At 37.4% G+C, this 22,527-nt stretch carries 11 protein-coding genes, 5 tRNA genes, 5 rRNA genes and 1 other annotated feature (1 of these 22 running past the window's edge); of the genes, 4 read left to right on the top strand and 17 right to left on the bottom strand.

The annotated features are described in order from the left end of the window. Window positions 1-34: 34 nt before the first annotated feature. A complete protein-coding gene (locus CLOLE_RS00735) occupies window positions 35-1,561 on the bottom strand; it encodes a 2-isopropylmalate synthase (protein WP_013655170.1) in 1,527 nt (508 codons plus the stop codon). 56 nt (window positions 1,562-1,617) lie between these two features. After that, window positions 1,618-1,935 (bottom strand) — a binding site (T-box leader). 522 nt (window positions 1,936-2,457) lie between these two features. On the opposite strand from CLOLE_RS00735, the gene CLOLE_RS00730 reads away from it, so the two are divergent. Further along, complete coding sequence (locus tag CLOLE_RS00730; protein WP_013655169.1) at window positions 2,458-4,788, top strand: starch-binding protein; 2,331 nt, start codon at window positions 2,458-2,460, stop codon at window positions 4,786-4,788. A gap of 115 nt (window positions 4,789-4,903) precedes the next feature. Beyond that, the gene (locus tag CLOLE_RS00725) at window positions 4,904-5,680 is read left to right on the top strand and encodes a hypothetical protein (RefSeq protein ID WP_013655168.1); all 777 of its coding nucleotides are present in this window, start codon (window positions 4,904-4,906) and stop codon (window positions 5,678-5,680) included. Between the two features lie 50 nt (window positions 5,681-5,730). Here CLOLE_RS00725 and CLOLE_RS00720 read toward each other — a convergent pair. Next, a tRNA-Gly gene (locus CLOLE_RS00720) sits at window positions 5,731-5,803 on the bottom strand. Window positions 5,804-5,807: 4 nt separating this feature from the next. Next, window positions 5,808-5,925 (bottom strand): 5S ribosomal RNA (gene rrf, locus CLOLE_RS00715). A 184-nt stretch (window positions 5,926-6,109) separates the two neighbouring features. Between rrf (CLOLE_RS00715) and CLOLE_RS00710 the strand changes: the two genes are divergently transcribed. Next, a complete protein-coding gene (locus CLOLE_RS00710; RefSeq protein ID WP_013655167.1) occupies window positions 6,110-6,616 on the top strand; it encodes a hypothetical protein in 507 nt (168 codons plus the stop codon). Between the two features lie 32 nt (window positions 6,617-6,648). Here the strand turns inward: CLOLE_RS00710 and CLOLE_RS00705 are convergent, their stop codons facing one another. The 11 genes from CLOLE_RS00705 to CLOLE_RS00655 all read right to left on the bottom strand — a co-directional run bounded on the left by CLOLE_RS00705 (window position 6,649) and on the right by CLOLE_RS00655 (window position 18,951). Next, window positions 6,649-8,682, bottom strand: a complete 2,034-nt coding sequence (locus tag CLOLE_RS00705; protein ID WP_013655166.1) for a M13 family metallopeptidase — start codon at window positions 8,680-8,682, stop codon at window positions 6,649-6,651. A gap of 355 nt (window positions 8,683-9,037) precedes the next feature. Continuing rightward, window positions 9,038-9,661 (bottom strand): flavodoxin family protein, encoded by a 624-nt coding sequence (locus tag CLOLE_RS00700; protein ID WP_013655165.1) that lies wholly within the window; start codon window positions 9,659-9,661, stop codon window positions 9,038-9,040. A 487-nt stretch (window positions 9,662-10,148) separates the two neighbouring features. Next, window positions 10,149-10,222, bottom strand: a tRNA-Arg gene (locus CLOLE_RS00695). A 6-nt stretch (window positions 10,223-10,228) separates the two neighbouring features. Beyond that, window positions 10,229-10,299 (bottom strand) — tRNA-Gly (locus CLOLE_RS00690). Between the two features lie 9 nt (window positions 10,300-10,308). After that, window positions 10,309-10,381 (bottom strand) — tRNA-Lys (locus CLOLE_RS00685). 476 nt (window positions 10,382-10,857) lie between these two features. Next, window positions 10,858-13,761: ribosomal RNA gene (locus tag CLOLE_RS00680) — 23S ribosomal RNA — on the bottom strand. 613 nt (window positions 13,762-14,374) lie between these two features. After that, window positions 14,375-15,907, bottom strand: a 16S ribosomal RNA gene (locus CLOLE_RS00675). Between the two features lie 459 nt (window positions 15,908-16,366). Beyond that, window positions 16,367-16,438: transfer RNA gene (locus CLOLE_RS00670), tRNA-Glu, on the bottom strand. Between the two features lie 4 nt (window positions 16,439-16,442). Further along, window positions 16,443-16,560, bottom strand: a 5S ribosomal RNA gene (gene rrf, locus CLOLE_RS00665). Together the 16S, 23S and 5S rRNA genes with 4 tRNA genes alongside form the textbook arrangement of a ribosomal RNA operon. A 335-nt stretch (window positions 16,561-16,895) precedes the next feature. Continuing rightward, complete coding sequence (locus CLOLE_RS00660) at window positions 16,896-18,302, bottom strand: sensor histidine kinase (RefSeq protein WP_013655164.1); 1,407 nt, start codon at window positions 18,300-18,302, stop codon at window positions 16,896-16,898. After that, window positions 18,292-18,951, bottom strand: coding sequence for a response regulator transcription factor (locus CLOLE_RS00655; RefSeq protein WP_013655163.1), 660 nt, complete (start codon window positions 18,949-18,951; stop codon window positions 18,292-18,294). Before CLOLE_RS00655 ends, CLOLE_RS00660 begins: the two co-directional genes overlap by 11 nt. Before the next feature lie 259 nt (window positions 18,952-19,210). On the opposite strand from CLOLE_RS00655, the gene CLOLE_RS00650 reads away from it, so the two are divergent. Then, window positions 19,211-20,071, top strand: coding sequence for a hypothetical protein (locus tag CLOLE_RS00650; protein ID WP_013655162.1), 861 nt, complete (start codon window positions 19,211-19,213; stop codon window positions 20,069-20,071). Between the two features lie 85 nt (window positions 20,072-20,156). Here the strand turns inward: CLOLE_RS00650 and CLOLE_RS23750 are convergent, their stop codons facing one another. The 3 genes from CLOLE_RS23750 to CLOLE_RS00645 form a co-directional block, all read right to left on the bottom strand. Continuing rightward, window positions 20,157-20,291: a hypothetical protein gene (locus CLOLE_RS23750; protein WP_270049148.1), complete on the bottom strand. Its 135-nt coding sequence runs from the start codon at window positions 20,289-20,291 to the stop codon at window positions 20,157-20,159. Between the two features lie 97 nt (window positions 20,292-20,388). Beyond that, window positions 20,389-20,655 (bottom strand): GNAT family N-acetyltransferase, encoded by a 267-nt coding sequence (locus tag CLOLE_RS24005; RefSeq protein ID WP_408610356.1) that lies wholly within the window; start codon window positions 20,653-20,655, stop codon window positions 20,389-20,391. 335 nt (window positions 20,656-20,990) lie between these two features. Then, window positions 20,991-22,527: ribosomal RNA gene (locus CLOLE_RS00645) — 23S ribosomal RNA — on the bottom strand (it continues 1,367 nt past the right edge of the window).

The raw sequence follows: 22,527 nt of genomic DNA, 5'->3' as shown, positions 1-22,527 counted from the left end.
ATTTAGAATTTAAAAACTATATAATTAGCAACTTTTAAATACTCTCTAAATTAACTTTATTAATCGCATTAACAAGGGCAATAGCACTTGCTTTCATTACATCTTTTTCAATTGCTTTCCCTTGGTAAAGTTTTTCCTTGTGTTTAATCTGTACCACCACTTTTCCAAGACTTTCTTTACCTCTCCCCAGATTATGGATGCGATATTCCATTAAATCTATGCTTTGATCTACTGCTTTTATAATAGCACTATAAAGTGCATCTACAGCGCCTTCTCCGCTTTCACTTCTTGTAATCATTTTCTCCGACTTTTGAAGCTTAACAGTGGCAACTTGCATCTGACTTGAAGCAGTTACTTGAAACTCCTTAAGCTGCCATAATTTTATCTCTTTATTATTAGTAATTTCAGTATAGCTTTCTAACAAAGTCATCACATCGCTATCGTAGACTTCTTTCTTTTGATCTGCCATAGTAAGGAAACTTTTATAAACTTCAGGCTCTATTATTTCTGGTATATTATAGCCTAACTTTTTAGTCACATAGCTAAAAGCATGCTTACCAGAACGTGCGGTTAATACAATCTCCATAGGAGGTGCACCTACTTCTTCTGGAGTGATAATTTCATAGACTTCTTTTGATTTAAGTAGTCCGTCTTGATGAATACCTGAAGAATGGGCAAAAGCATTTTCCCCTGTAATTGCTTTATTAACTTGAACATCTAATCCCATAATGGCACTTACCATTCTTGAAGTTTTATAAATCTCTTCTATATTAATGTTAGTTTCACCTCTATAGTATTTTGGATGAAGTTTAATCCCCATGACGACTTCTTCTAAAGAAGTGTTACCAGCTCTCTCTCCTATTCCATTAATGGTACATTCAACTTTGTTTGCACCATTTCTAATAGCTGCTAAAGTGTTAGCTGTAGCAAGCCCTGTATCATTATGGCAGTGTACACTCAAAATAATATTGGGGTTAAGATTCATCAAACGGTCATTGATTTTACAAATCAGATTGCCAAACTCTTCTGGAACAGCAAAGCCCACAGTATCAGGAACATTAATAATAGTTGCTCCTGCCTTAACTACAGCCTCTATAGTTTTCCACATATATTCGAAGTCAGACCTACTAGCATCTTCTAAAGAGTACTGTACCTGTGGCATCAAACTTTTAGCATATTTTACCGCTTCTACGCCCATTTCTAGTACTTGAGTGGGTGACTTACTAAATTTCTTTTCCATATGCACATTCGAAGACCCTAGTACAATATGAATCATTGGATTTGCTGCTCCTCTAAGACTTTCATAAATGGCATCAATATCTGATTTTACTGCTCTCCCAAGTCCTGTTACCATCACATCTTTACCTGCTATTTGACCAATAGCTTTAACAGCCTCAAAATCTCCCTTTGAGGAGGATGGAAAACCTACCTCCATCATATCTACCTTTAATTTTACTAATTGTCTTGCAATCTCTAACTTCTCATTTAAATTCAACTTTGCTCCCGGTACCTGTTCCCCATCTCTTAAAGTGGTGTCTAATACATAGATTTTTCTTGACATATATGTCACTCCTTTATAATAGAAATAAGCCCCCTTTCATCTCAAGCTAATTGCTTGTAAGAGACGAAAGGAGGCTTTCCGCGGTACCACTCTTTTTCACATTAAAATGTGCACTTTTTTAATACAGGTAGAAAAATAAAAAACTCCTATCTCAAAAGAGACAGAAGTGTAATCTGCTATACCACTCTTAGGTGTTTCATTGATACAGGTTTCTACCGATATCTATCCCTTTTAACGGTGGGCCTCCGTCTAGACCTACTTTATTCAGTCAGCAACTCCAAGGCGAGTTCACTATTTTCTAAATCCTGTTTCACACCAGCCAACAGGTCTCTGACATTTATCAAGTAGTTACTATTCCTTTTCTTAGTTTTTAATATATTAAATTAACATTAGTATATATACTTATCTTATATTTGTAAATACATTTTAGAATATTTAATCTTGATTACTTTTAATATCTTTCATTTATGTAACAATTTGTTACTTATTTTAATTTTTATAAATTTATAGTTGAATATATTAATTAAATATAATATAATTTTCTAATAATTGTACAACATTTTTTGATAGCTTTTGCTATTTCTCTTTACTTTCTTATCAATCTTCATTTTACTAGTTTTAACTGCTTATCTCAAAACCTTTTACATCTCAAATTCCTCTTACTACTTCACTTTTCTTAAACTATTATTTTGATAATTTTTGGTAACGTTTCCGGCATTGTTACTTTTTGAATACATGATTTTCTATTTATATTTAACTAGAAGATCTGTAGATTATACATTACCTAGGTATATGCTTTTCATTTTTTAACAAAGGAGGTGTATTATTTCATATAGCTTTCTAGGGCAAAAGATTAGATTAAAAAGATAACTATCTAAAAAACAGGGGGAATAAAAGTGAAGAAAAAGTTTTTTACTAAAAAATTGGCTGCCTTTTTAGGTGCCTTAGGTATAGCATTTTCTGTTATACCTACCACAGCTTTCAATGAAGCTGTTATTTATGCTGCTACGCAAACACCTAATTTAAACAACATCAAAACTAAAGATGGTATCATTATTCAAATGCATATGTGGTCCTTCAACAATATTAAAAGTAAATTACCTGAATTAGCTGCAGCTGGTTATAAAGCTGTTCAGGTTTCTCCTATCCAAGGCTGTATTCGAGGAACAGAATGGTGGGCATTATACCAACCAACTAATCAAGCAATAGGTAATCCATTAGGCTCAAGAGATGATTTTAAAGCGCTTTGTTCAGAAGCTGAAAAATATGGTATTGATATTATCGTAGACGCAGTTATGAACCATATGGCTAACAACGGTAAGGGACGTGAAGATGAATGGTCTTCTCAAGTAGTAGATGAATTTAAAAATTGGGACTACTACCATCATGTTGGTCAAAACAGTACACCAGATTACAAGGATAGGTACCGTACTACTCAGGGTGGCATAGGTATGCCTGATTTAAATACCCAGCACCCTGCAATACAACAAAAAGCTATTAACTTTTTAAATGACTGTATTGCTTCTGGTGCTGATGGTTTTAGATTTGATGCTGTTAAACATATTGAAACCAATGTTGGCGAAGATGTTGGTAAGAGCTGGGCTGGTAACTATTGGACTAATGTCTTAGGTAATTTAAATAATAAAAACAATTTATTTATCTATGGCGAAGCTCTAGATGAAGCTAATAGCAATGCTGATAATATTGGAGGTTATGCTAGCTTTATGAGTGTAACTGACCATTATTATGGTAAAACTTTAAGAGATGCCGTTAGGAATTATAACCTACCTGCTGCACAAAGCTGGGATATTAATACTCTTCCTACTGGCACACGTGTTTCTTATGTAGAAAACCATGATAACTATGAGCATAACGAATCTAATATCACTGATGAACAGCGCACTTTTGCTTGGGGTATTTTAGCTGCTAGAGCTAATGTAACTCCTATGTATCTTTCAAGAAGAACAGGTTCAATTGGTTCTATGGGAACTAACGATTGGAATAATGATCAAGTAAAAGCTGTTAACTGGTTCCATAACGCTATGATTGGGCAGAACGAATACCTTCGCTATCCAAATGGTAATACTTGTATGCAAATCGATCGTGGTACTAAAGGTATCGCATTTGTTAATGAAGGCTCTGGTTTTAATTTAAATAATGCACCAACCAATTTAGCTAGTGGTACTTATACTGATAAAGGTGGTTCTGGCCAAAGCTATACTGTTTCAGGTGGTAAAATCTCAGGCTATGTTCCTAGTAATCGTATTATAGTTTTATATGATAACGGTGGTATTATTATCCCTCCTACTACCAAAGCTGTTACTTGTAACCCCGAAACACCTGTAGTATCTAGTCAAGCTACCATTACTTACGATGCCTCTAACACTGTTTTAAATGGCGCTAGTAAAGTAAATATTCATTGGGGATATGATGGTTGGAAAGGTGCTAAAACCGAAAGTATGACCAGTCTTGGCTCTAATAAATGGAGCTTTACTTTAACTGTTCCTTCTGGTGCTACCTCAAATCTTGATTTAGTATTTAATAACGGCGGAAGTACTTGGGATAATAATAATTCTACAGACTATAGTATTACCATTACAGCTAAAGTAACACCTCCTATTCCGGCTAACAGAGTAGCTTATTTTGATAACTCGACTTTTAACTGGAACAACGTCTATGTATATGTGTATGACGAAAGTGGAAGTACTGTAAAAGAAGTTGCTAAATGGCCTGGTGTACCTATGAATAGTAAAGGTAATCATTTATATGAATATACTTTAACTACTGATTGGACAGATGCTAGAGTTATCTTTAATAACGGTAATACTTCTGCTCAAATACCTGATTCTGGTCAAAAAGGGTTTGCTTTAACAGGTATCCAGATTTATCAAAATAATGCTTGGGCTAATTATGACCCTATCGAAATTCCTTCTACGAAGACTATTGTTTACTTTGATAACTCTAGCTATAACTGGAGTAATGTATATATCTATGTTTATGATGAAAAGAGTACTAGCTCTATCCAAGAAGTCGCTAAATGGCCTGGTGTCCCTATGAAGAATGAAGGTAATGGTATCTATAGCTATGAAATCACACAAGACTGGGCGAATAAGAGAGTTATCTTTAATAATGGCTCTAATACCCAAGTTCCTGGTTCAGGTCAAGAAGGTTATCCTATATCTATCAGTAATATGATTCTTCAAAATGGTATTTGGGCAACTAAATAAGGCTTTCTAAAAATAGGGAAAAGAAGCTACTTTATTATAAGTGGCTTCTTTTTTAATATTTAGGTGATTTATTTTTTATATCATACGATATATATATTGAAAGGAGGTGACACATATGAATATATCTAGCTTCAATTCTATGAACTATTTAAATAGCTATTCTAGTAATCTTTTTAACAGTACCTCTAGTAGCTCTAATGCGTTGACTTCTCTTTTTACTAAGGCAAACTATTATAACACTATTAATAAATATACTATTGCGAATAAATATAGTAATAATAGTACGGCTTCAAGTACGGATACTATCAAAGGAACTAGTTTTCTTTCAAATTTCGATAGTTCCTATAGTAGCTTAGAGAAGGCTTCCTCTAGCTTAAAATCTTCTCTTAAAGAAAATACGTCCGACATAAACTCTATTGTTTCAGCCACTCAAAAATACGTAGATGCCTACAATAATACTACTCAATTTTTAGAAGATAATTCTAGTACTAATACCTATCGTCTTAATCAGCTAAAAAGTTCTTTATCTGCTGTAAGCCTTGCAGGTGGCTCCGCTTTAAGTAGTATAGGAGTCACTCAAAATACAGATGGTACCTTAAGCCTTAATGCAGACCGTCTTAAAACTTCCTTAACTACTAATGCTACTACTACCAATCGCGCTCTTAGTAGCCTTACAAGCAGAAGTGATGTTAGCACTCAAATGGCTCAAAATTCTTCTAAATCTGCCTTACTCAAAGAGCAAAATAAAAAGCTAACCTCAAGTACAGGTATTTCTTCTGAGGATGACATTAGCTATACTAACTTCTTAGCTATGTCCAAGAATCAACTATCTCTGAGAAATTATTACTATGGTTTAGTTTCATCAGGTATATTCATGGATGTAAGTCTCTAAACACGAAAAAGCCCTTAGATTAATTAATCTAAGGGCTTTCGAATTATAAAAGCGCGAGACGGGACTCGAACCCGCGACCCTCTCCTTGGCAAGGAGATGCTCTACCAACTGAGCCACTCGCGCATAAATCTGGCAACCACTTACTCTCCCAGTCAGTCTCCCGACAAGTACCATCAGCCGCTTAGGTCTTAACCTACGTGTTCGGAATGGAAACGGGTGTTTCCCCTAAGCGCATCATCACCAGAAACATTGTCGTCACCTGACGACTTGTTTAGTATATAAGATTTTATTACATATGTCAACACCTATTTTATTTTTTTATTTTTCTTTTAATTCTCACAAAACCTTAACGTCTCCTCTCCCTTTCTTGTGCTAAACTAAAGTTGGAATGTATCTTTTAGTGATTTTATTTAAGAGGAGGCATGGCTTATGCTTAGTCCAAGAAGCAGAAATGCTGGGCAAAAAGTGACAGCTAGAGTTAATACTTTTTATTTGCTATTTGAAATTCTTACAAGCTCTATCGGTCTAGGTTTTACACTTTATATTTTTATAAGTAATCGTAATTTATCAACTCGTATCATAATGGCTTTTCTTATCCTATGTCTTTTGGTTGTGTTTCTTCGTAGTATCATTTTACTGATACTTTACTTTTTAGAACTTAAAATAGCCAAAATTGACCCCTTGGAATTATCAGCTACTTTGACTAATCGTAAAACTCAACTTATGAAAGCACAATCTATTCTTACTAAAATGGCTAACATTACTTATCTTATTTATGATTATGGTATTTTTATTGTTTGGTTTATTCTTCTTGCATTCTTTGATTACATTTGCTTAAAGCAATTTAATACTAGCAGTTTTATAATTTTTATTATTTCTCTCTTCTTCTGGGCCGTTGGTATTGCACTACTATGGAAGAAGCTTAAGAAAAAATAAGAGGAGCTGTGCCTAGCTCCTCTTATCTCTATTTAATAAATCTTTAATCTATCTTCTGGTTTAACGTACATACCATCACCTTCTTTTACATCATAAGCTTCGTAGAACTCTTCAAATTGCTGTACAACTGCATTAGCTCTTACTTTACCTGGTGAATGAGCATCTAATTGCAATAATTGTTCAGTATATGCTTCTGATGATTTAATACGCCACACCTTTGCCCAAGACTCAAAGAAAGCCTTGTAATCTGGATTCTTTTCTTTATTTAAAATGTCTAACATACACGAAATAGCTGTGATATCTGCAATATTTTCAGATACTGTCAAATCTCCATTTACCTTTTGCCCTGGCAGAACTTCTATTTGGCTATAAAAACTTCTTACCTTTTTAGTATTTTCTTCAAATTTAGTATAGTCTTGTTCGGTCCACCAGTTAGCCACATTTCCTTTTTCATCAAAATGAGAACCATTTGTATCAAAAGCATGGCTTATTTCATGAGCAATAACTGCTCCAATACCACCTAGGTTAGCTTCTCTACTTTGATGAATATCATAATAAGGTGCTTCCAGAATAGCTGCTGGGAATGTAATATCATTAGCACTTGGGTTATAGCAAGCATTAACGGTTTGTGGTGATATTAAGAACGTTGTCTTATCTACTGGCTGATTTAAGCTCTGTACCTGCTTTGCAAAAGACCAGTCTGCAATATTAAATACATTTTCTACTAAAGAACTTCCTTCTTCAATGGATTTAATATCAAGGTCAGTATAATCCATCCATTTATCTGGATAACCAATTTTAATAGTCATGGTATCTAGCTTTTTAATTGCATTTGTTTTTGTCTCAGGACTCATCCATTCTACTTTTTGAAGCTTTTCTTTATAATTTGCAATGATTTCTTTTACTAAAGCTTCAACATCTTCCTTTTCTTCTTTAGAAAAAGTTTTCTCTACATAGAGTTTACCGATTTCATCTGAAAATATTCCACTAATAACATTTAGTGCTTGCTCTTCTCTAGAAGTCTCTCCTTCAACACCATATAAAGTAGCTGCAAGTTCCTTATTAGCATTTTCAAACTTCTCTCCTAAGAGTGTAGCTGTTGAGTATAAAAATCTTATTTCTAAAGCATCTTTAATGATATTTACATTTTCTTTTGTATAAATCTTATCGAGGGCCTTCAGCCATTCTGGTTCTTGAAGAATTATCTTAGTAGCCTTATCAAGTCCTATGTTTTTTAACATAGTAGATGGCTTAAGGTTTGGTGCTAATTGGTCTAACTGTTCTAAAGTATAGACATTATAAATCCTGTCATAGATATTAGGATCAACTGTAACCTCATCTTGACCAATAATCGAAGGCGCTAACATGCTATCTAGTTTAAAAGCATTATCAACTTTCTTTTTTGCTCCCGTTTCTGAATAACCATATAAGACTGCTATCTTATTCAAATACGTATTTATTGCTGTTTTCATTGTCTTAGCCATTTCTGTATCTTTGGTATAGTAATCAGAGTTACTTAAGATTAAACCTGTAGAATTAATATAAACACAGTTTTTGGTACTATCCTTTAAATCTGCTCCTACACCTACATTAAGTAACCCTGTATTTTGTTGAATTCTTAAGTTGTTAAGTAACTTTGTAATCCCAGAAAGATCTTTAGCTGATTTAATTTCATCCATATAAGATTTAATAGGTGTGATACCTGTTTTATTTCTTGCTTCTACATTTAAGTAATTGTTATATAAGTTAATCATTTTCCTTTCGGTACTATTAGCTTTATACTGACTCTGATTTTCAAATAGTTGTTTGAAAATGGCATCTAATTGAACTCTACATTTATCTTCAAGTTCTCCAAAAGTTGAAACAGACGGATAACCAGGTTTAATCACAGCTTCTTGTAACCACTTTTCATTCACGGCTGTATAAAAATCATCCTGAATTCTTACCTGCTTGTTAGCTACTACTGTTGTCTGCTCAGCCGCTATAGGTTGTACTGAAGAAAAGGTCATAACAACAGCTAATAACACTATATTTATTTTTTGTCTTGCTTTTTTAATTAATTTCAATTTCTAATCCCCCTACATATCTTTATTGTTATTTCTATATTGTAGCTCGTTTTTCCCAGAATAATTCCAAATATAATTATTTCTTTATTAACATTAAAAAAATATAAAGATGCTGTAATCATCTAACCACTATTACAAAAGCAACTTTGTACCTACTCATTTCTTCCATTCACATTTCCTTCTCTATACCATATCTATCTTTCTTCATTTTTATTTCTTTATTACTTACGGATACTCAACTCTATACCATAATAAAGCTTTATGTATTGCTTCAGTAACGTTCTACAAACAAAATAAAAGACCATCGTCCTAATGATTAGGGCAATAGCCTCTTGCATAGCATGTTATTTTTATGTTATCTGATAAAGCTTGTTGTTACTTTTTCTTCTCTTTCTGGGATGTTAATACCTACCTTTTTGCCAGCCTCGATAGCTTTTAAGATCCATGCCATGTTATTACCTAGATTTCTCATAATTTGCATACCTTCTAGATCTTGTTTTACTTCGTCTGGATTTGTTCCATGTACCATATTCCAGTAGCTAGAAGATATCACTGGCATATTAGCGATTGTAAAATACTTATTAAGTTGATCAAAAGTGGCTGTTGCACCACTACGTCTACAGCTTGCAATAGCAGCTCCTGGTTTGTATTCAAAAATAGGTTTCCCTGCATAAAAAGCACGGTCTAAAAATGAGGTTAATACGCCTGATGCTGCTGCATAATGTACAGGAGAACCAAATATAAATCCATCTGTTGTCTTAGCTTTTTCTAAAAAGACATTAACACTATCCTGATAAATGCATTTGCCATCTAATTTCCTACAGGCACCACACCCCATACAGCCACGAATAGCTTCTGTCCCTACATGAAAAATTTCAGTTTTAATCCCATTTTTCTCTAACGCTCCCGCTACTTCACAAAGTGCAGTATAAGTACAACCCTTTGCTTTTGGGCTACCATTCACTAATAATACTTTCATAATTAAATCCCCCTTTTAAGTTAATTTAGTTACTACTATTATAGAATATTCTATCTACCTTGAATACATCACTTTAAATCCATATTTCTATCTCTATTCTTAGACCCTTCCAATAATTATATAAGGTCATTCCTCCTCATCTTACTTGTTTTAAAACCAAAAGCTTTTTAGTTTTAAAACACTTACAGACATTAAAAAATATCTATTCTATTTCTTTCATAATATGCCTTCTTAATATCACTTTACTTTTGTTAGAGAATCTATTTTCTATGTAGATATATAATATACCGCATCTCTATCTTGCTATATCTATCCATCACTCTAAAGATATATTCATACTCTTGATCTGTTTGTATAAATATAGGCACGTCCGTATCAACCCACTTAATTTAAAATGGAAAAGACTTATTTATAAACACCAAAAGAGGTCACTATTTTAGTTTTCAATAACTAAAATAGTGACCTCTTCTGATTGTAAGCTAAAATACGTATCCACAGGGATTCGAACCCCGGACCCACGCCTTAGAAGGGCGTTGCTCTATCCAGCTGAGCTATGGATACATATAAAGCGGGTGATGGGAATCGAACCCACGTAGTCAGCTTGGAAGGCTGAAGTTCTACCATTGAACTACACCCGCACATCAAAATGAGCCACCCGGGAATCGAACCCGGGACAACTTGATTAAAAGTCAAGTGCTCTACCGACTGAGCTAGTGACCCGTAAAATTGACTGCTTAAGAATAATACCTTATTTCTAGCTTTAAGTCAAGTGTTTATTACTAATTTCTCAAAAAAACAGGCTTTTGCTCACATATTTGAGCTCATAATCTTATCCTTATCTGCTTTTTAATCTTTATTTGTTATCCTAATGACTGGTTTGATCTTAGCTATATTTCCTTCTAATATTATATATTTCCCTCTTGCTTTATGTCTACTGATTAATCTATTTCTGTAATAATGTTAATTTATTCTCTTTAAACTCTAAATATCTTATAGCTAAAAGGTTCAATAATGGAGTAATCCAAATTATATCGGTTACTAAAACCTTATCTATTGCCTTTATAGATAACCTGTATCATTTTACATATCCTACGTACATTATATATAAGTATTTAAACACAAAAAACACCCTCTCGGGTGCTTTGTTCTCTCGTACCTTCAAAAACAAATACTACAACTTGTTTAACCGTTTTATCTAGGTCAAACCCTCGAACCGTTAGTATTGGTCACCTCAATGTATTACTACACTTACAGCTCCAACCTATCTACCTCATAGTCTCTAAGGGGTCTTACTCCTTTCGGATGGGAAATCTTATCTTGTGGTCTGCTTCACGCTTAGATGCCTTCAGCGTTTATCAGATCCAGACTTGGCTACTCTGCTATGCCATTGGTATGACAACAGATGCACCAGTGGTCCGTCCATCCCGGTCCTCTCGTACTAAGGACAGCTCCACTCAAATTTCCTGCGCCCACGACGGATAGGGACCGAACTGTCTCACGACGTTCTGAACCCAGCTCGCGTACCGCTTTAATGGGCGAACAGCCCAACCCTTGGAACCTGCTTCAGCTCCAGGATGCGATGAGCCGACATCGAGGTGCCAAACCTCCCCGTCGATGTGAACTCTTGGGGGAGATAAGCCTGTTATCCCCGGGGTAGCTTTTATCCGTTGAGCGATGGCAATCCCACTTTCATACCACCGGATCACTAAGTCCTACTTTCGTACCTGCTCCACCCGTCGGTGTCGCAGTCAAGCAACCTTATGCCTTTGCACTCTTCGAATGGTTTCCGACCATTCTGAGGTTACCTTTGAGCGCCTCCGTTACTCTTTAGGAGGCGACCGCCCCAGTCAAACTGTCCACCTGACATTGTCCCAGACCCGGGTAACGGGCCATGGTTAGAAGTTAAGTATTACAAGAGAGGTATCCCACCGGCGACTCCACCTAGACTGGCGTCCAGATTTCTCAGTCTCCCTCCTATCCTGTACATGTAATACCCAACCTCAGTATCAAGCTACAGTAAAGCTCCACGGGGTCTTTCCGTCCTGTCGCGGGTAACCAGCATCTTCACTGGTACTACAATTTCACCGGGTGCGCTGTCGAGACAGTGCCCAAATCATTACGCCTTTCGTGCGGGTCAGAACTTACCTGACAAGGAATTTCGCTACCTTAGGACCGTTATAGTTACGGCCGCCGTTTACTGGGGCTTAAGTTCAAAGCTTCGTCTTGCGACTAACCTCTCCCCTTAACCTTCCAGCACCGGGCAGGCGTCAGCCCTTATACATCACCTTTCGGTTTAGCAAAGACCTGTGTTTTTGTTAAACAGTTGCTTGGGCCTATTCTCTGCGGCCTACCTAAGTAGGCACCCCTTCTCCCTAAGTTACGGGGTCATTTTGCCGAGTTCCTTAACAACGCTTCTCCCGTCGGCCTTAGGATTCTCTCCTCATCCACCTGTGTCGGTTTACGGTACGGGTACCTATCACGCAATAGCAGCTTTTCTCGGCAGTGTGGATTCAGCAACTTCTCTACTTTTATTTCGATCCCCATCACACTTCATCCTCGCCTAACGGATTTGCCTGTTAGGTGCGACTTTGTGCTTGGCCCAGGATACCATTCCTGGGTTTGCTTATCCTCCTGCGTCCCTGCAGTTCTGATAATAGGTAGTACTGGAATATGAACCAGTTGTCCATCGACTACGACTTTCGTCCTCGCCTTAGGTCCCGACTTACCCAGAGCAGATCAGCTTTACTCTGGAAACCTTGGATATTCGGCCTACAAGATTCTCACTTGTATCTCGCTACTCATTCCGGCATTCTCACTTGTAATTACTCCACAGCTCCTTACGGTACTGCTTCTGCGTTGTTACAACGCTCCTCTACCAATCCACTATTGTGAATTCCATAGCTTCGGTGGTGTGTTTTAGCCCCGGACATTTTCGGCGCAAGATCTCTCGACTAGTGAGCTATTACGCACTCTTTGAATGAGTGGCTGCTTCTAAGCCAACATCCTAGTTGTCTTCGAAATCTCACATCCTTTTCCACTTAACACACACTTGGGGACCTTAGCTGATGGTCTGGACTGTTTTCCTTTTGACCACGTGTCTTATCACTCGTAGTCTGACTGCTGATGGTATCTTGATGGCATTCTTAGTTTGATATGCTTCGGTAAGCTTGTGGGCCCCCTAGGCAATTCAGTGCTTTACCTCCATTAGACTCCTATCAACGCTAGCCCTAAAGCTATTTCGAGGAGAACCAGCTATCTCCGGGTTCGATTGGAATTTCTCCGCTACCCACACGTCATCTCCACCTTTTTCAACAGATGTGAGTTCGGACCTCCATTACCTTTTACGGTAACTTCATCCTGCACATGGGTAGGTCACCCGGTTTCGGGTCTACTAACAATGACTATTTTGGCGCCCTATTCAGACTTGGTTTCCCTTCGGCTTCGTACCTCCTGGTACTTAACCTTGCCACAGCTAGTAACTCGCCGGACCGTTCTACAAAAAGTACGCGGTTGCACATCATACGGTGCTTCCACTGCTTGTAAACATAGAGTTTCAGGTTCTCTTTCACTCCCCTCCCGGGGTTCTTTTCACCTTTCCTTCACAGTACTATGCGCTATCGGTCACCGAGGAGTATTTAGGCTTGGGGGGTGGTCCCCCCGGCTTCCCACAAGGTTTCTCGTGTCTCGTGGTACTCTGGATACTGCTAGGCTTCACTTGGATTTCGCTTACGGGATTATCACCCTCTTTGATGAGACTTTCCAGACTCTTCAGCTATCCGCATTCTTGCCACGACGCAGTCCTCAACCCCAGATTACAAGTAATCTGGTTTGGCCTGTTTCCCTTTCGCTCGCCGCTACTTAGGAAATCGATGTTTCTTTCTCCTCCTGAAGGTACTTAGATGTTTCAGTTCCCTTCGTTCCCTCCGTATAGTTATGTATTGGCTATACGGTGACAGAGGTTTGCTCTGCCAGGTTTCCCCATTCGGATATCTACGGATCAAAGTTTATTTGCAACTCCCCGTAGCTTTTCGCAGCTTATCACGTCCTTCATCGGCTCTCGGTGCCAAGGCATCCACGTCTACGCTCTTAGTAGCTTGACCTATTGCTCATTATTGAGCGGTCTAATCATGTTTTCACATGATTGGTGCCTTGTTAATTATCATTTCTGATAAAAACAAGGAATGTTTTAAGTCATTTCTGACTATATCGGTTAAATTGTAGATTTTACACCCTGACAAACATTTTTGCATTATACAATGCGTGTACATTTATCGTTAGGCGCAAGTTATATTGCTATAACTTACAAATCTATAATTGTTGTAGTATTTGTTTTTCAAAGTACGATGATTACTTATTAAGTAATCTTTGTTTTGTCGCTGCTTACTGCTGACGACTTGTAATAATATTACACTATCACATTACATAAGTCAACACTTATTTAATTTTTTTTTGTTTTAATGCCCTTTTCTCATTCTTCTATGCTTAATAGTTATGATAAAATTTATTTCTAAATAATACTTAACATATAATATGGGATTTACAAAAGTCAAATAATTATAATCATTTTTTATCTTATACGATAAAGACTACACTATTATTGCAGTCTTTAACTTACTCTTAAGCAACAAAAAAGCACTAAGCTTAATGCTTAGTGCTTTCCATAAACTTTCAAAACAAAACAGTAACTATTAAACCAGCGATTTCTATCCTTAGAAAGGAGGTGATCCAGCCGCACCTTCCGATACGGCTACCTTGTTACGACTTCACCCCAGTTATTGGTTTTGCCTTAGACGGCTCCCTCCCCGAAGGGTTGGGTCACCGGCGTTGGGCCCCCCCAACTCCCATGGTGTGACGGGCGGTGTGTACAAGACCCGGGAACGTATTCACCGCGACATTCTGATTCGCGATTACTAGCGATTCCAACTTCATGTAGTCGAGTTGCAGACTACAATCCGAACTGGGACTGCTTTTTTGAGGTTTGCTGACTCTCGCGAGATCGCTTCCCTTTGTAGCAGCCATTGTAGCACGTGTGTAGCCCTAAACATAAGGGGCATGATGATTTGACGTCATCCCCACCTTCCTCCAAGTTATCCCTGGCAGTCTCTCTAGAGTGCCCAACTTAATGCTGGCTACTAAAGATAGGGGTTGCGCTCGTTGCGGGACTTAACCCAACATCTCACGACACGAGCTGACGACAACCATGCACCACCTGTCACTTCTGCTCTAGCAAGCTAGAGAAAGAGGCATTACCCTCTAGTCAAAAGGATGTCAAGTTTAGGTAAGGTTCTTCGCGTTGCTTCGAATTAAACCGACATGCTCCACCGCTTGTGCGGGTCCCCGTCAATTCCTTTTGTAGTTTCTAATCTTGCGATCGTACTTCCCAGGTGGGAATGCTTAATTGTGTTAACTTTCGGCACCGAGACCCGTAAGCCCCGACACCTAGCATTCATCGTTTACAGCGTGGACTACCAGGGTATCTAATCCTGTTTGCTCCCCACGCTTTCGTGCCTCAGCGTCAGTTATGGTCCAGAAAGCCGCCTTCGCTACTGGTGTTCCTCCGAATCTCTACGCATTTCACCGCTACACTCGGAATTCCACTTTCCTCTCCCACACTCTAGTTCATCAGTTTCAGAAGCAGCTTAGAGGTTGAGCCCCTAAATTTCACTTCTGACTTAACAAACCGCCTACGCACCCTTTACACCCAGTAAATCCGGATAACGCTCGCTCCCTACGTATTACCGCGGCTGCTGGCACGTAGTTAGCCGGAGCTTCTTAGTCAGGTACCGTCATTTTTTCTTCCCTGCTGATAGAAGTTTACAATCCGAAGACCTTCTTCCTTCACGCGGCGTCGCTGCATCAGGCTTGCGCCCATTGTGCAATATTCCCCACTGCTGCCTCCCGTAGGAGTTTGGGCCGTGTCTCAGTCCCAATGTGGCCGTTCACCCTCTCAGGCCGGCTATGGATCGTCGCCTTGGTGGGCTGTTATCTCACCAACTAGCTAATCCAACGCGGGTCCATCCTATGCCGATAAAATCTTTACTATAACAATCATGCGATTGTCCATAGTTTATGCGGTATTAGCGTTCGTTTCCAAACGTTATCCCCCTGCATAGGGCAGGTTACCCACGCGTTACTCACCCGTCCGCCACTAAGTTCTAGGAGCAAGCTCCTATCACTTCGTTCGACTTGCATGTGTTAAGCACGCCGCCAGCGTTCATCCTGAGCCAGGATCAAACTCTCATATAAAAGTTTGTCCGTGTAGTATTTCTACTACTGACTATTTTACTTAGTACAAGTTGTACTGATTCTCATCTCTTTTAGAGACGTAATGAATCGACTGGTTTATAGTTACTATTTTGTTTTCAAAGTTCATTTGTTATCTTTGGTTTTTCAACCCCTGACTCGTTTAATAATACAGTATTTCCTTACTTAAGTCAACCCCTTATTTATAGTTTTTTACTTTTCTTAATTCCTTAATATATAATTAATATATAAGAAGCTGTTTGTCTTAATATTTAAACAAGCTTTAACTGATTCTGTATTCATATCTTTTACCAATCTATCAATCACTTCATAATTAAAGTACTATCTTTCTGATTTAATAATGATAGGCTACCCCTGCTATTACTAATATTTTATATTAGAGATACTATTTACATATACAAAAAATCTCAGTTAGGAAATCCTAACTGAGATTTTAAATAATGACCCATACGAGAATCGAACTCGTGTTACCGCCGTGAAAGGGCGGTGTCTTGACCGCTTGACCAATGGGCCATAAATTTGGCAGCCACCTACTCTCCCAGTCAGTCTCCCGACAAGTACCATCGGCCGCTTAATTCTTAACCTACGTGTTCGGAATGGAAACGGGTGTTTCCCTTAAGCGCATTACCACCAAAAATTTCGTCGCTACTTTGCCTAACGACTTCTATAATGATACAGGAATTGTATACATATGTCAACTACTTTTCTTTAACTTTTACATGTTTTTTATCTATATACTTTTTAAGCCTTTTTTATTTTAACAAGTAATTCCTGCTTACCTCAATTCTTTACTCCCCTTCATCAATTAACTTTGTAATGCTATAACTCTCCTAATCATTTGGGTCTTCTTTCCTTAATTAAGTATTGGCTCTCCGATAAGTATCGGGGTCTATGAAAAATAATTGAATAATAAGTTAAATAAATAGTTAATTATCTTATTTTCTAATAGTACATAGTTTATAATTTAGCTTTATATTCTTAAAGCAAATACCACTTTTACTTTAGTTCCTTCATTAGGCTTTGATTCAAAAGACAATCTTGCATGATGTTTTCTTGCAATCTCTTCACATAACGCAAGTCCTAATCCATTTCCTCCCTCAATTCTATTTCGTGATTTATCTACTCGATAAAATGCCTCTGTAATATGACTAATCTCTTCTTTTGTCATTCCCTTTCCATTATCTATTACTTCAATAATCTTTTCGGCCCCTTTTTCATAAGCCTTTAATGTAATAAATCCCTTAGTCTCATAACATGCTTTAATTGCATTATCTAATAAATTAACTAGCATACTTTCTATTAAATCTTCATTGCCATAAAGTTCTTTAATGGTACTAGAATATGTATATTGAATCCCTTTCTCCTTAAGTTTAATACTTTCAAGTTGTGCTATTCTATCAAGTAACTCGCCCATATTAATTATTCTCATATCAATTTCTACTTCTTCACGTAGAGCTGACATACCTAATAACATTTCTGATATACTCTTTAATCTCCTACTTTCATCCAAAATAAACTGTGTAGAGACATACTTATCTTCTTCTTGTAGACGTGTTTTTTGCATATATTCTGCATAACCATATATGGCTGTTAATGGTGTTCTTAATTCATGAGCTAAATTATCTATTAACATCTGCTTTTCTTTTGCATTTTCTTCAAGTGTCTGCATCTGATCCGTAATCTTATCCGACATAGTATTAAAGCTATGTACCACTTTTGCTATTTCTCCTTCTCCTTTTATATCCAATCTTTCCTCGTACTCTCCCTCAGCTATTTTCATAGAAACATCCGATATTTTCTCTAATGGTTTAAATAAATATTCAAAAAGAATTAACAGACAAATGCTTAAAATGACTGTAAAAATAATTGCCACTATAAATATGGAAACTGTATTTTTAACCCAGTCATCTACTATGTTTGTAATATCTGCATAGCAAACAATGGCATACTGACTATACTGCTCCGGTAAATAACCTGCTACTCTAATGTATTTTCTACTCTCAATGTTTGTGATGCCTACTTCCCTCTTATCTCTTACTTTACTAATCTTGCTCATATCTATTATGATTTCTTGTGGCATATTGGTATAAAGGCATTCTTTCTCTTTATACACTTGTAAATAAATGCCTTGTCCTTCATATTGTTCTTTATAATCCTTATAGCATCTCTTAATGGACTCATCTACGGTGTAGTTTTTCCTTTCTAGTGCAAGCAAACTCTTTAAAACATTATTAGTTAAAAAGTAATGTTCTCTGAGATAACTTTCTTTGACTCTAGTAAAATCTTTTTTTACATTAAAGACACAAAACACAATAAGAAGCATATAAAAAAATGCTAAAAATAATCCTAAAACCCATCTATACGTTTTATTTTTCATACCATACCTCTAATCGATAACCTAATTTATATACTGTTGCAATTTGACCTTCTAGTTCTAACTTTTTTCTAAGCCTTTGAATATGAACATCTACCGTGCGTGTCTCACCCATATAATCATATCCCCATATCATTTCTAATAGTTTTTCTCTAGATAAAGCTACATTTCTATTTTTTATAAGCACTTCTAAGAGTTCATATTCTTTAGGCGTACAATCAACGAGCTTTCCTCTTAAATAAATCTTTCTACTCCCAAATTCGACTTTGACTTCCTTGACTTCAAAGACATCCTCCTCTTTTCTAGTTCGCCTTAGTACAGCTTCTACTCTTGCAAGAAGTTCTAACATCTCAAAAGGCTTAATAATGTAATCATCTGCCCCCATTACTAAACCTTTCACTCGATCCTCTACATTACTCTTAGCTGTTAGTAATATAGTTGGTGTATCTTTCATTTGCTCTAATACCCCAAATCCATCTAATTTAGGGAGCATGATGTCTAAAATTACTAAGTCAACGTTCTTACTTTTAATTAGCTCTAGTGCTTCCAATCCATTCATTGCAGAATAACATGTATGCCCTACTAAACCTAAGTTTCTTCTTACTAATTCATTAATGGCTATCTCATCTTCTACTACTAAAATTGCTGCCATCATTTCACCTCCATTAATACTGTTCTTATTCACCCATATATGACGCATTTATTTATATAAAAATCTACTTTTACTCTATCTCTATATTCTTCATATCTTCATAGCAAACCTTATTTATTCTATTATCTCATATATCGTTTGCAATTTTTATACTATTTTGATTTTTTACAACTCTGAAACAACTTTGTGATAAAATCTATATATTCCCTTTTTATAATCATTTTATCAATAACAAATTCATTTAGGAGGGTCAAATAAAATGATATTTTCAAAACAAATTTTTACAAACTCAATTAAAAAGGTTAGTGCCACTACATTGGTAGGTGTATGTGCTTTATTCGGCACACAGATGCTCATTTCTACCGAGCTCAACGCTTCTACTATAGTACCTACTTCTTACAACCTCTCAGAATTACACACTGCTATGAATAGGCAAATTCCAGATGGCTATATTAAGACAAACTACAAAGTAAACTTCATTGAAAAAAGTGAAAAAAGTGAAAAACCTAGTGCATCAGAATTATCTTTAGAGGATGCTACTGAAATTATGGCTCAAGAAATCTTTAGATTTTCTAAAGAAGACCTTTCAAATCAAACCCTTACTATGATTTATGATCCTGCAAGTACCATGCATACCTTTGAAAAAAATAAGGGATATAAAGATTATGAGTTATTAGCCTCTTGGGATTGTAGCCTAAAACTTTCGACTTATATCATAAATGTTTCTATAGATAGTAGCACTGGTGAATTACTTACCATAGGTATGCACTATCTATCTAAATCAAATGTGCCTTACTATGAAGACGAAGAATTTATGAGTAATGACATAGACCCAGCAATAACAAAAGCCATGGATTCTGCTGACAAAAATTTTAAATCCAATAAAGCTCAAAATCTTGAAAAAGTCAAAAAGCTTATTTCTCAAGCAGGCTATCTTTCTGATTCTATTAAGTCAATTGAATATACAGGTGTTTATTATGAGGGCAATAGCAATCTTGTGATTTACTCTTTTAAAATTACTACTACTTCTGATAAGCAGTATCACTTCGACCTTTATGAAGGCCTAACTAGATTCTCAAACATTGCTACCCCTGCACACTTAAAACAATATAATAGGTAAAAGCAAAGAAAGGCTGACAACCAATTAATCTATAAGATTAGTTAGTTGTCAGCCTCAATTGACTTTTTACTATTTTATTATCTCGCTATATACTTTTTACAAGTTCACTCAATTCGCTTAAAATTTCAGTTACATCCTTTACAATTCCATCAATTAATCCTTTCAACTTTGTCATATGCTCACCAGCTTTTGTGAATTCTTTATCTGCCTCAACAATCATTTCATTTTGTTTACTAATATCTTCTGTAGTTATATTCAGAATATTTATTGTATCTTCTGTTACTTGAGATAATTTTTTAATGATTTCATAAATCTAATTACTGCTTTTGGTTACTCAATAGCTTTTCGTATAATCTAATGACGTATGGGTTTTGCACGAAAGCATCTAGCCTTATTGACTCAATATCATTTTCTAATACTTGCTTCTCTATGTATTGACTTGTACGATTTCCGATTTTCTGATTTTGAAACTTAGAGCTTACACATAGCCTATGTATAATCCAATAACTTGCCTCTGGATATTCCCATGTACCATTGCTGTATTGTTTATCACACTCTCCGTTTAATACATAAGCTACTACGATCTCTCCTCTAGAGTCCGTTTGGGAAAGCCTTCCTATATAAAGTTCTTGTTTTTTATATCCTCTTTTAAAATTTCTTTATTGGAATAGCGTTCATCCCACTGCAGAACATTGTATCTGTTGATTTCTTCAATATCTTCAATGCTAATCTAGACCAAAACCTTATGCCTACTATTAATCTGAGAATAATGCTATTACATATAACTAAGCCACTTAAAGTCATAAAAATTAACTATTTCTCATAAGTACAAGCAGGTATAAAACAAAAAAACACCCTCTCGGGTGCTCCTTCTCATACTCTCAAAAACAAATACTACAACTATTCAACCTTCATTATCTAGGTCAAACCCTCGAACCGTTAGTATTGGTCACCTCAATGTATTACTACACTTACAGCTCCAACCTATCTACCTCATAGTCTCTAAGGGGTCTTACTCCTTTCGGATGGGAAATCTTATCTTGTGGTCTGCTTCACGCTTAGATGCCTTCAGCGTTTATCAGATCCAGACTTGGCTACTCTGCTATGCCATTGGTATGACAACAGATGCACCAGTGGTCCGTCCATCCCGGTCCTCTCGTACTAAGGACAGCTCCACTCAAATTTCCTGCGCCCACGACGGATAGGGACCGAACTGTCTCACGACGTTCTGAACCCAGCTCGCGTACCGCTTTAATGGGCGAACAGCCCAACCCTTGGAACCTGCTTCAGCTCCAGGATGCGATGAGCCGACATCGAGGTGCCAAACCTCCCCGTCGATGTGAACTCTTGGGGGAGATAAGCCTGTTATCCCCGGGGTAGCTTTTATCCGTTGAGCGATGGCAATCCCACTTTCATACCACCGGATCACTAAGTCCTACTTTCGTACCTGCTCCACCCGTCGGTGTCGCAGTCAAGCAACCTTATGCCTTTGCACTCTTCGAATGGTTTCCGACCATTCTGAGGTTACCTTTGAGCGCCTCCGTTACTCTTTAGGAGGCGACCGCCCCAGTCAAACTGTCCACCTGACATTGTCCCAGACCCGGGTAACGGGCCATGGTTAGAAGTTAAGTATTACAAGAGAGGTATCCCACCGGCGACTCCACCTAGACTGGCGTCCAGATTTCTCAGTCTCCCTCCTATCCTGTACATGTAATACCCAACCTCAGTATCAAGCTACAGTAAAGCTCCACGGGGTCTTTCCGTCCTGTCGCGGGTAACCAGCATCTTCACTGGTACTACAATTTCACCGGGTGCGCTGTCGAGACAGTGCCCAAATCATTACGCCTTTCGTGCGGGTCAGAACTTACCTGACAAGGAATTTCGCTACCTTAGGACCGTTATAGTTACGGCCGCCGTTTACTGGGGCTTAAGTTCAAAGCTTCGTCTTGCGACTAACCTCTCCCCTTAACCTTCCAGCACCGGGCAGGCGTCAGCCCTTATACATCACCTTTCGGTTTAGCAAAGACCTGTGTTTTTGTTAAACAGTTGCTTGGGCCTATTCTCTGCGGCCTACCTAAGTAGGCACCCCTTCTCCCTAAGTTACGGGGTCATTTTGTCCGAGTTCCTTAACAACGCTTCTCCCGTCGGCCTTAGGATTCTCTCCTCATCCACCTGTGTCGGTTTACGGTACGGGTACCTATCACGCAATAGCAGCTTTTCTCGGCAGTGTGGATTCAGCAACTTCTCTACTTTTATTTCGATCCCCATCACACTTCATCCTCGCCTAACGGATTTGCCTGTTAGGTGCGACTTTGTGCTTGGCCCAGGATACCATTCCTGGGTTTGCTTATCCTCCTGCGTCCCTGCAGTTCTGATAATAGGTAGTACTGGAATATGAACCAGTTGTCCATCGACTACGACTTTCGTCCTCGCCTTAGGTCCCGACTTACCCAGAG

This window comes from Cellulosilyticum lentocellum DSM 5427, from assembly GCF_000178835.2.
In the GTDB taxonomy this organism is placed as follows: Bacteria; Bacillota; Clostridia; order Lachnospirales; family Cellulosilyticaceae; genus Cellulosilyticum; species Cellulosilyticum lentocellum.
The sequence above is the reverse complement of the archived record's forward strand: the minus strand, read 5'-3'. Positions and strand labels throughout refer to the sequence as shown.

What these genes read in the sequence shown, in the direction of transcription:
- CLOLE_RS00655 (WP_013655163.1), bottom strand. Translation starts at nt 18,951, where the DNA reads ATGGCAGCAATTTTAGTAGTAGAAGATGAGATAGCCATTAATGAATTA.
- CLOLE_RS00650 (WP_013655162.1), top strand. Translation starts at nt 19,211, where the DNA reads ATGATATTTTCAAAACAAATTTTTACAAACTCAATTAAAAAGGTTAGT.
- CLOLE_RS23750 (WP_270049148.1), bottom strand. Translation starts at nt 20,291, where the DNA reads ATGATTGTTGAGGCAGATAAAGAATTCACAAAAGCTGGTGAGCATATG.
- CLOLE_RS00735 (WP_013655170.1), bottom strand. Translation starts at nt 1,561, where the DNA reads ATGTCAAGAAAAATCTATGTATTAGACACCACTTTAAGAGATGGGGAA.
- CLOLE_RS00725 (WP_013655168.1), top strand. Translation starts at nt 4,904, where the DNA reads ATGAATATATCTAGCTTCAATTCTATGAACTATTTAAATAGCTATTCT.
- CLOLE_RS00710 (WP_013655167.1), top strand. Translation starts at nt 6,110, where the DNA reads ATGCTTAGTCCAAGAAGCAGAAATGCTGGGCAAAAAGTGACAGCTAGA.
- CLOLE_RS00700 (WP_013655165.1), bottom strand. Translation starts at nt 9,661, where the DNA reads ATGAAAGTATTATTAGTGAATGGTAGCCCAAAAGCAAAGGGTTGTACT.
- CLOLE_RS00660 (WP_013655164.1), bottom strand. Translation starts at nt 18,302, where the DNA reads ATGAAAAATAAAACGTATAGATGGGTTTTAGGATTATTTTTAGCATTT.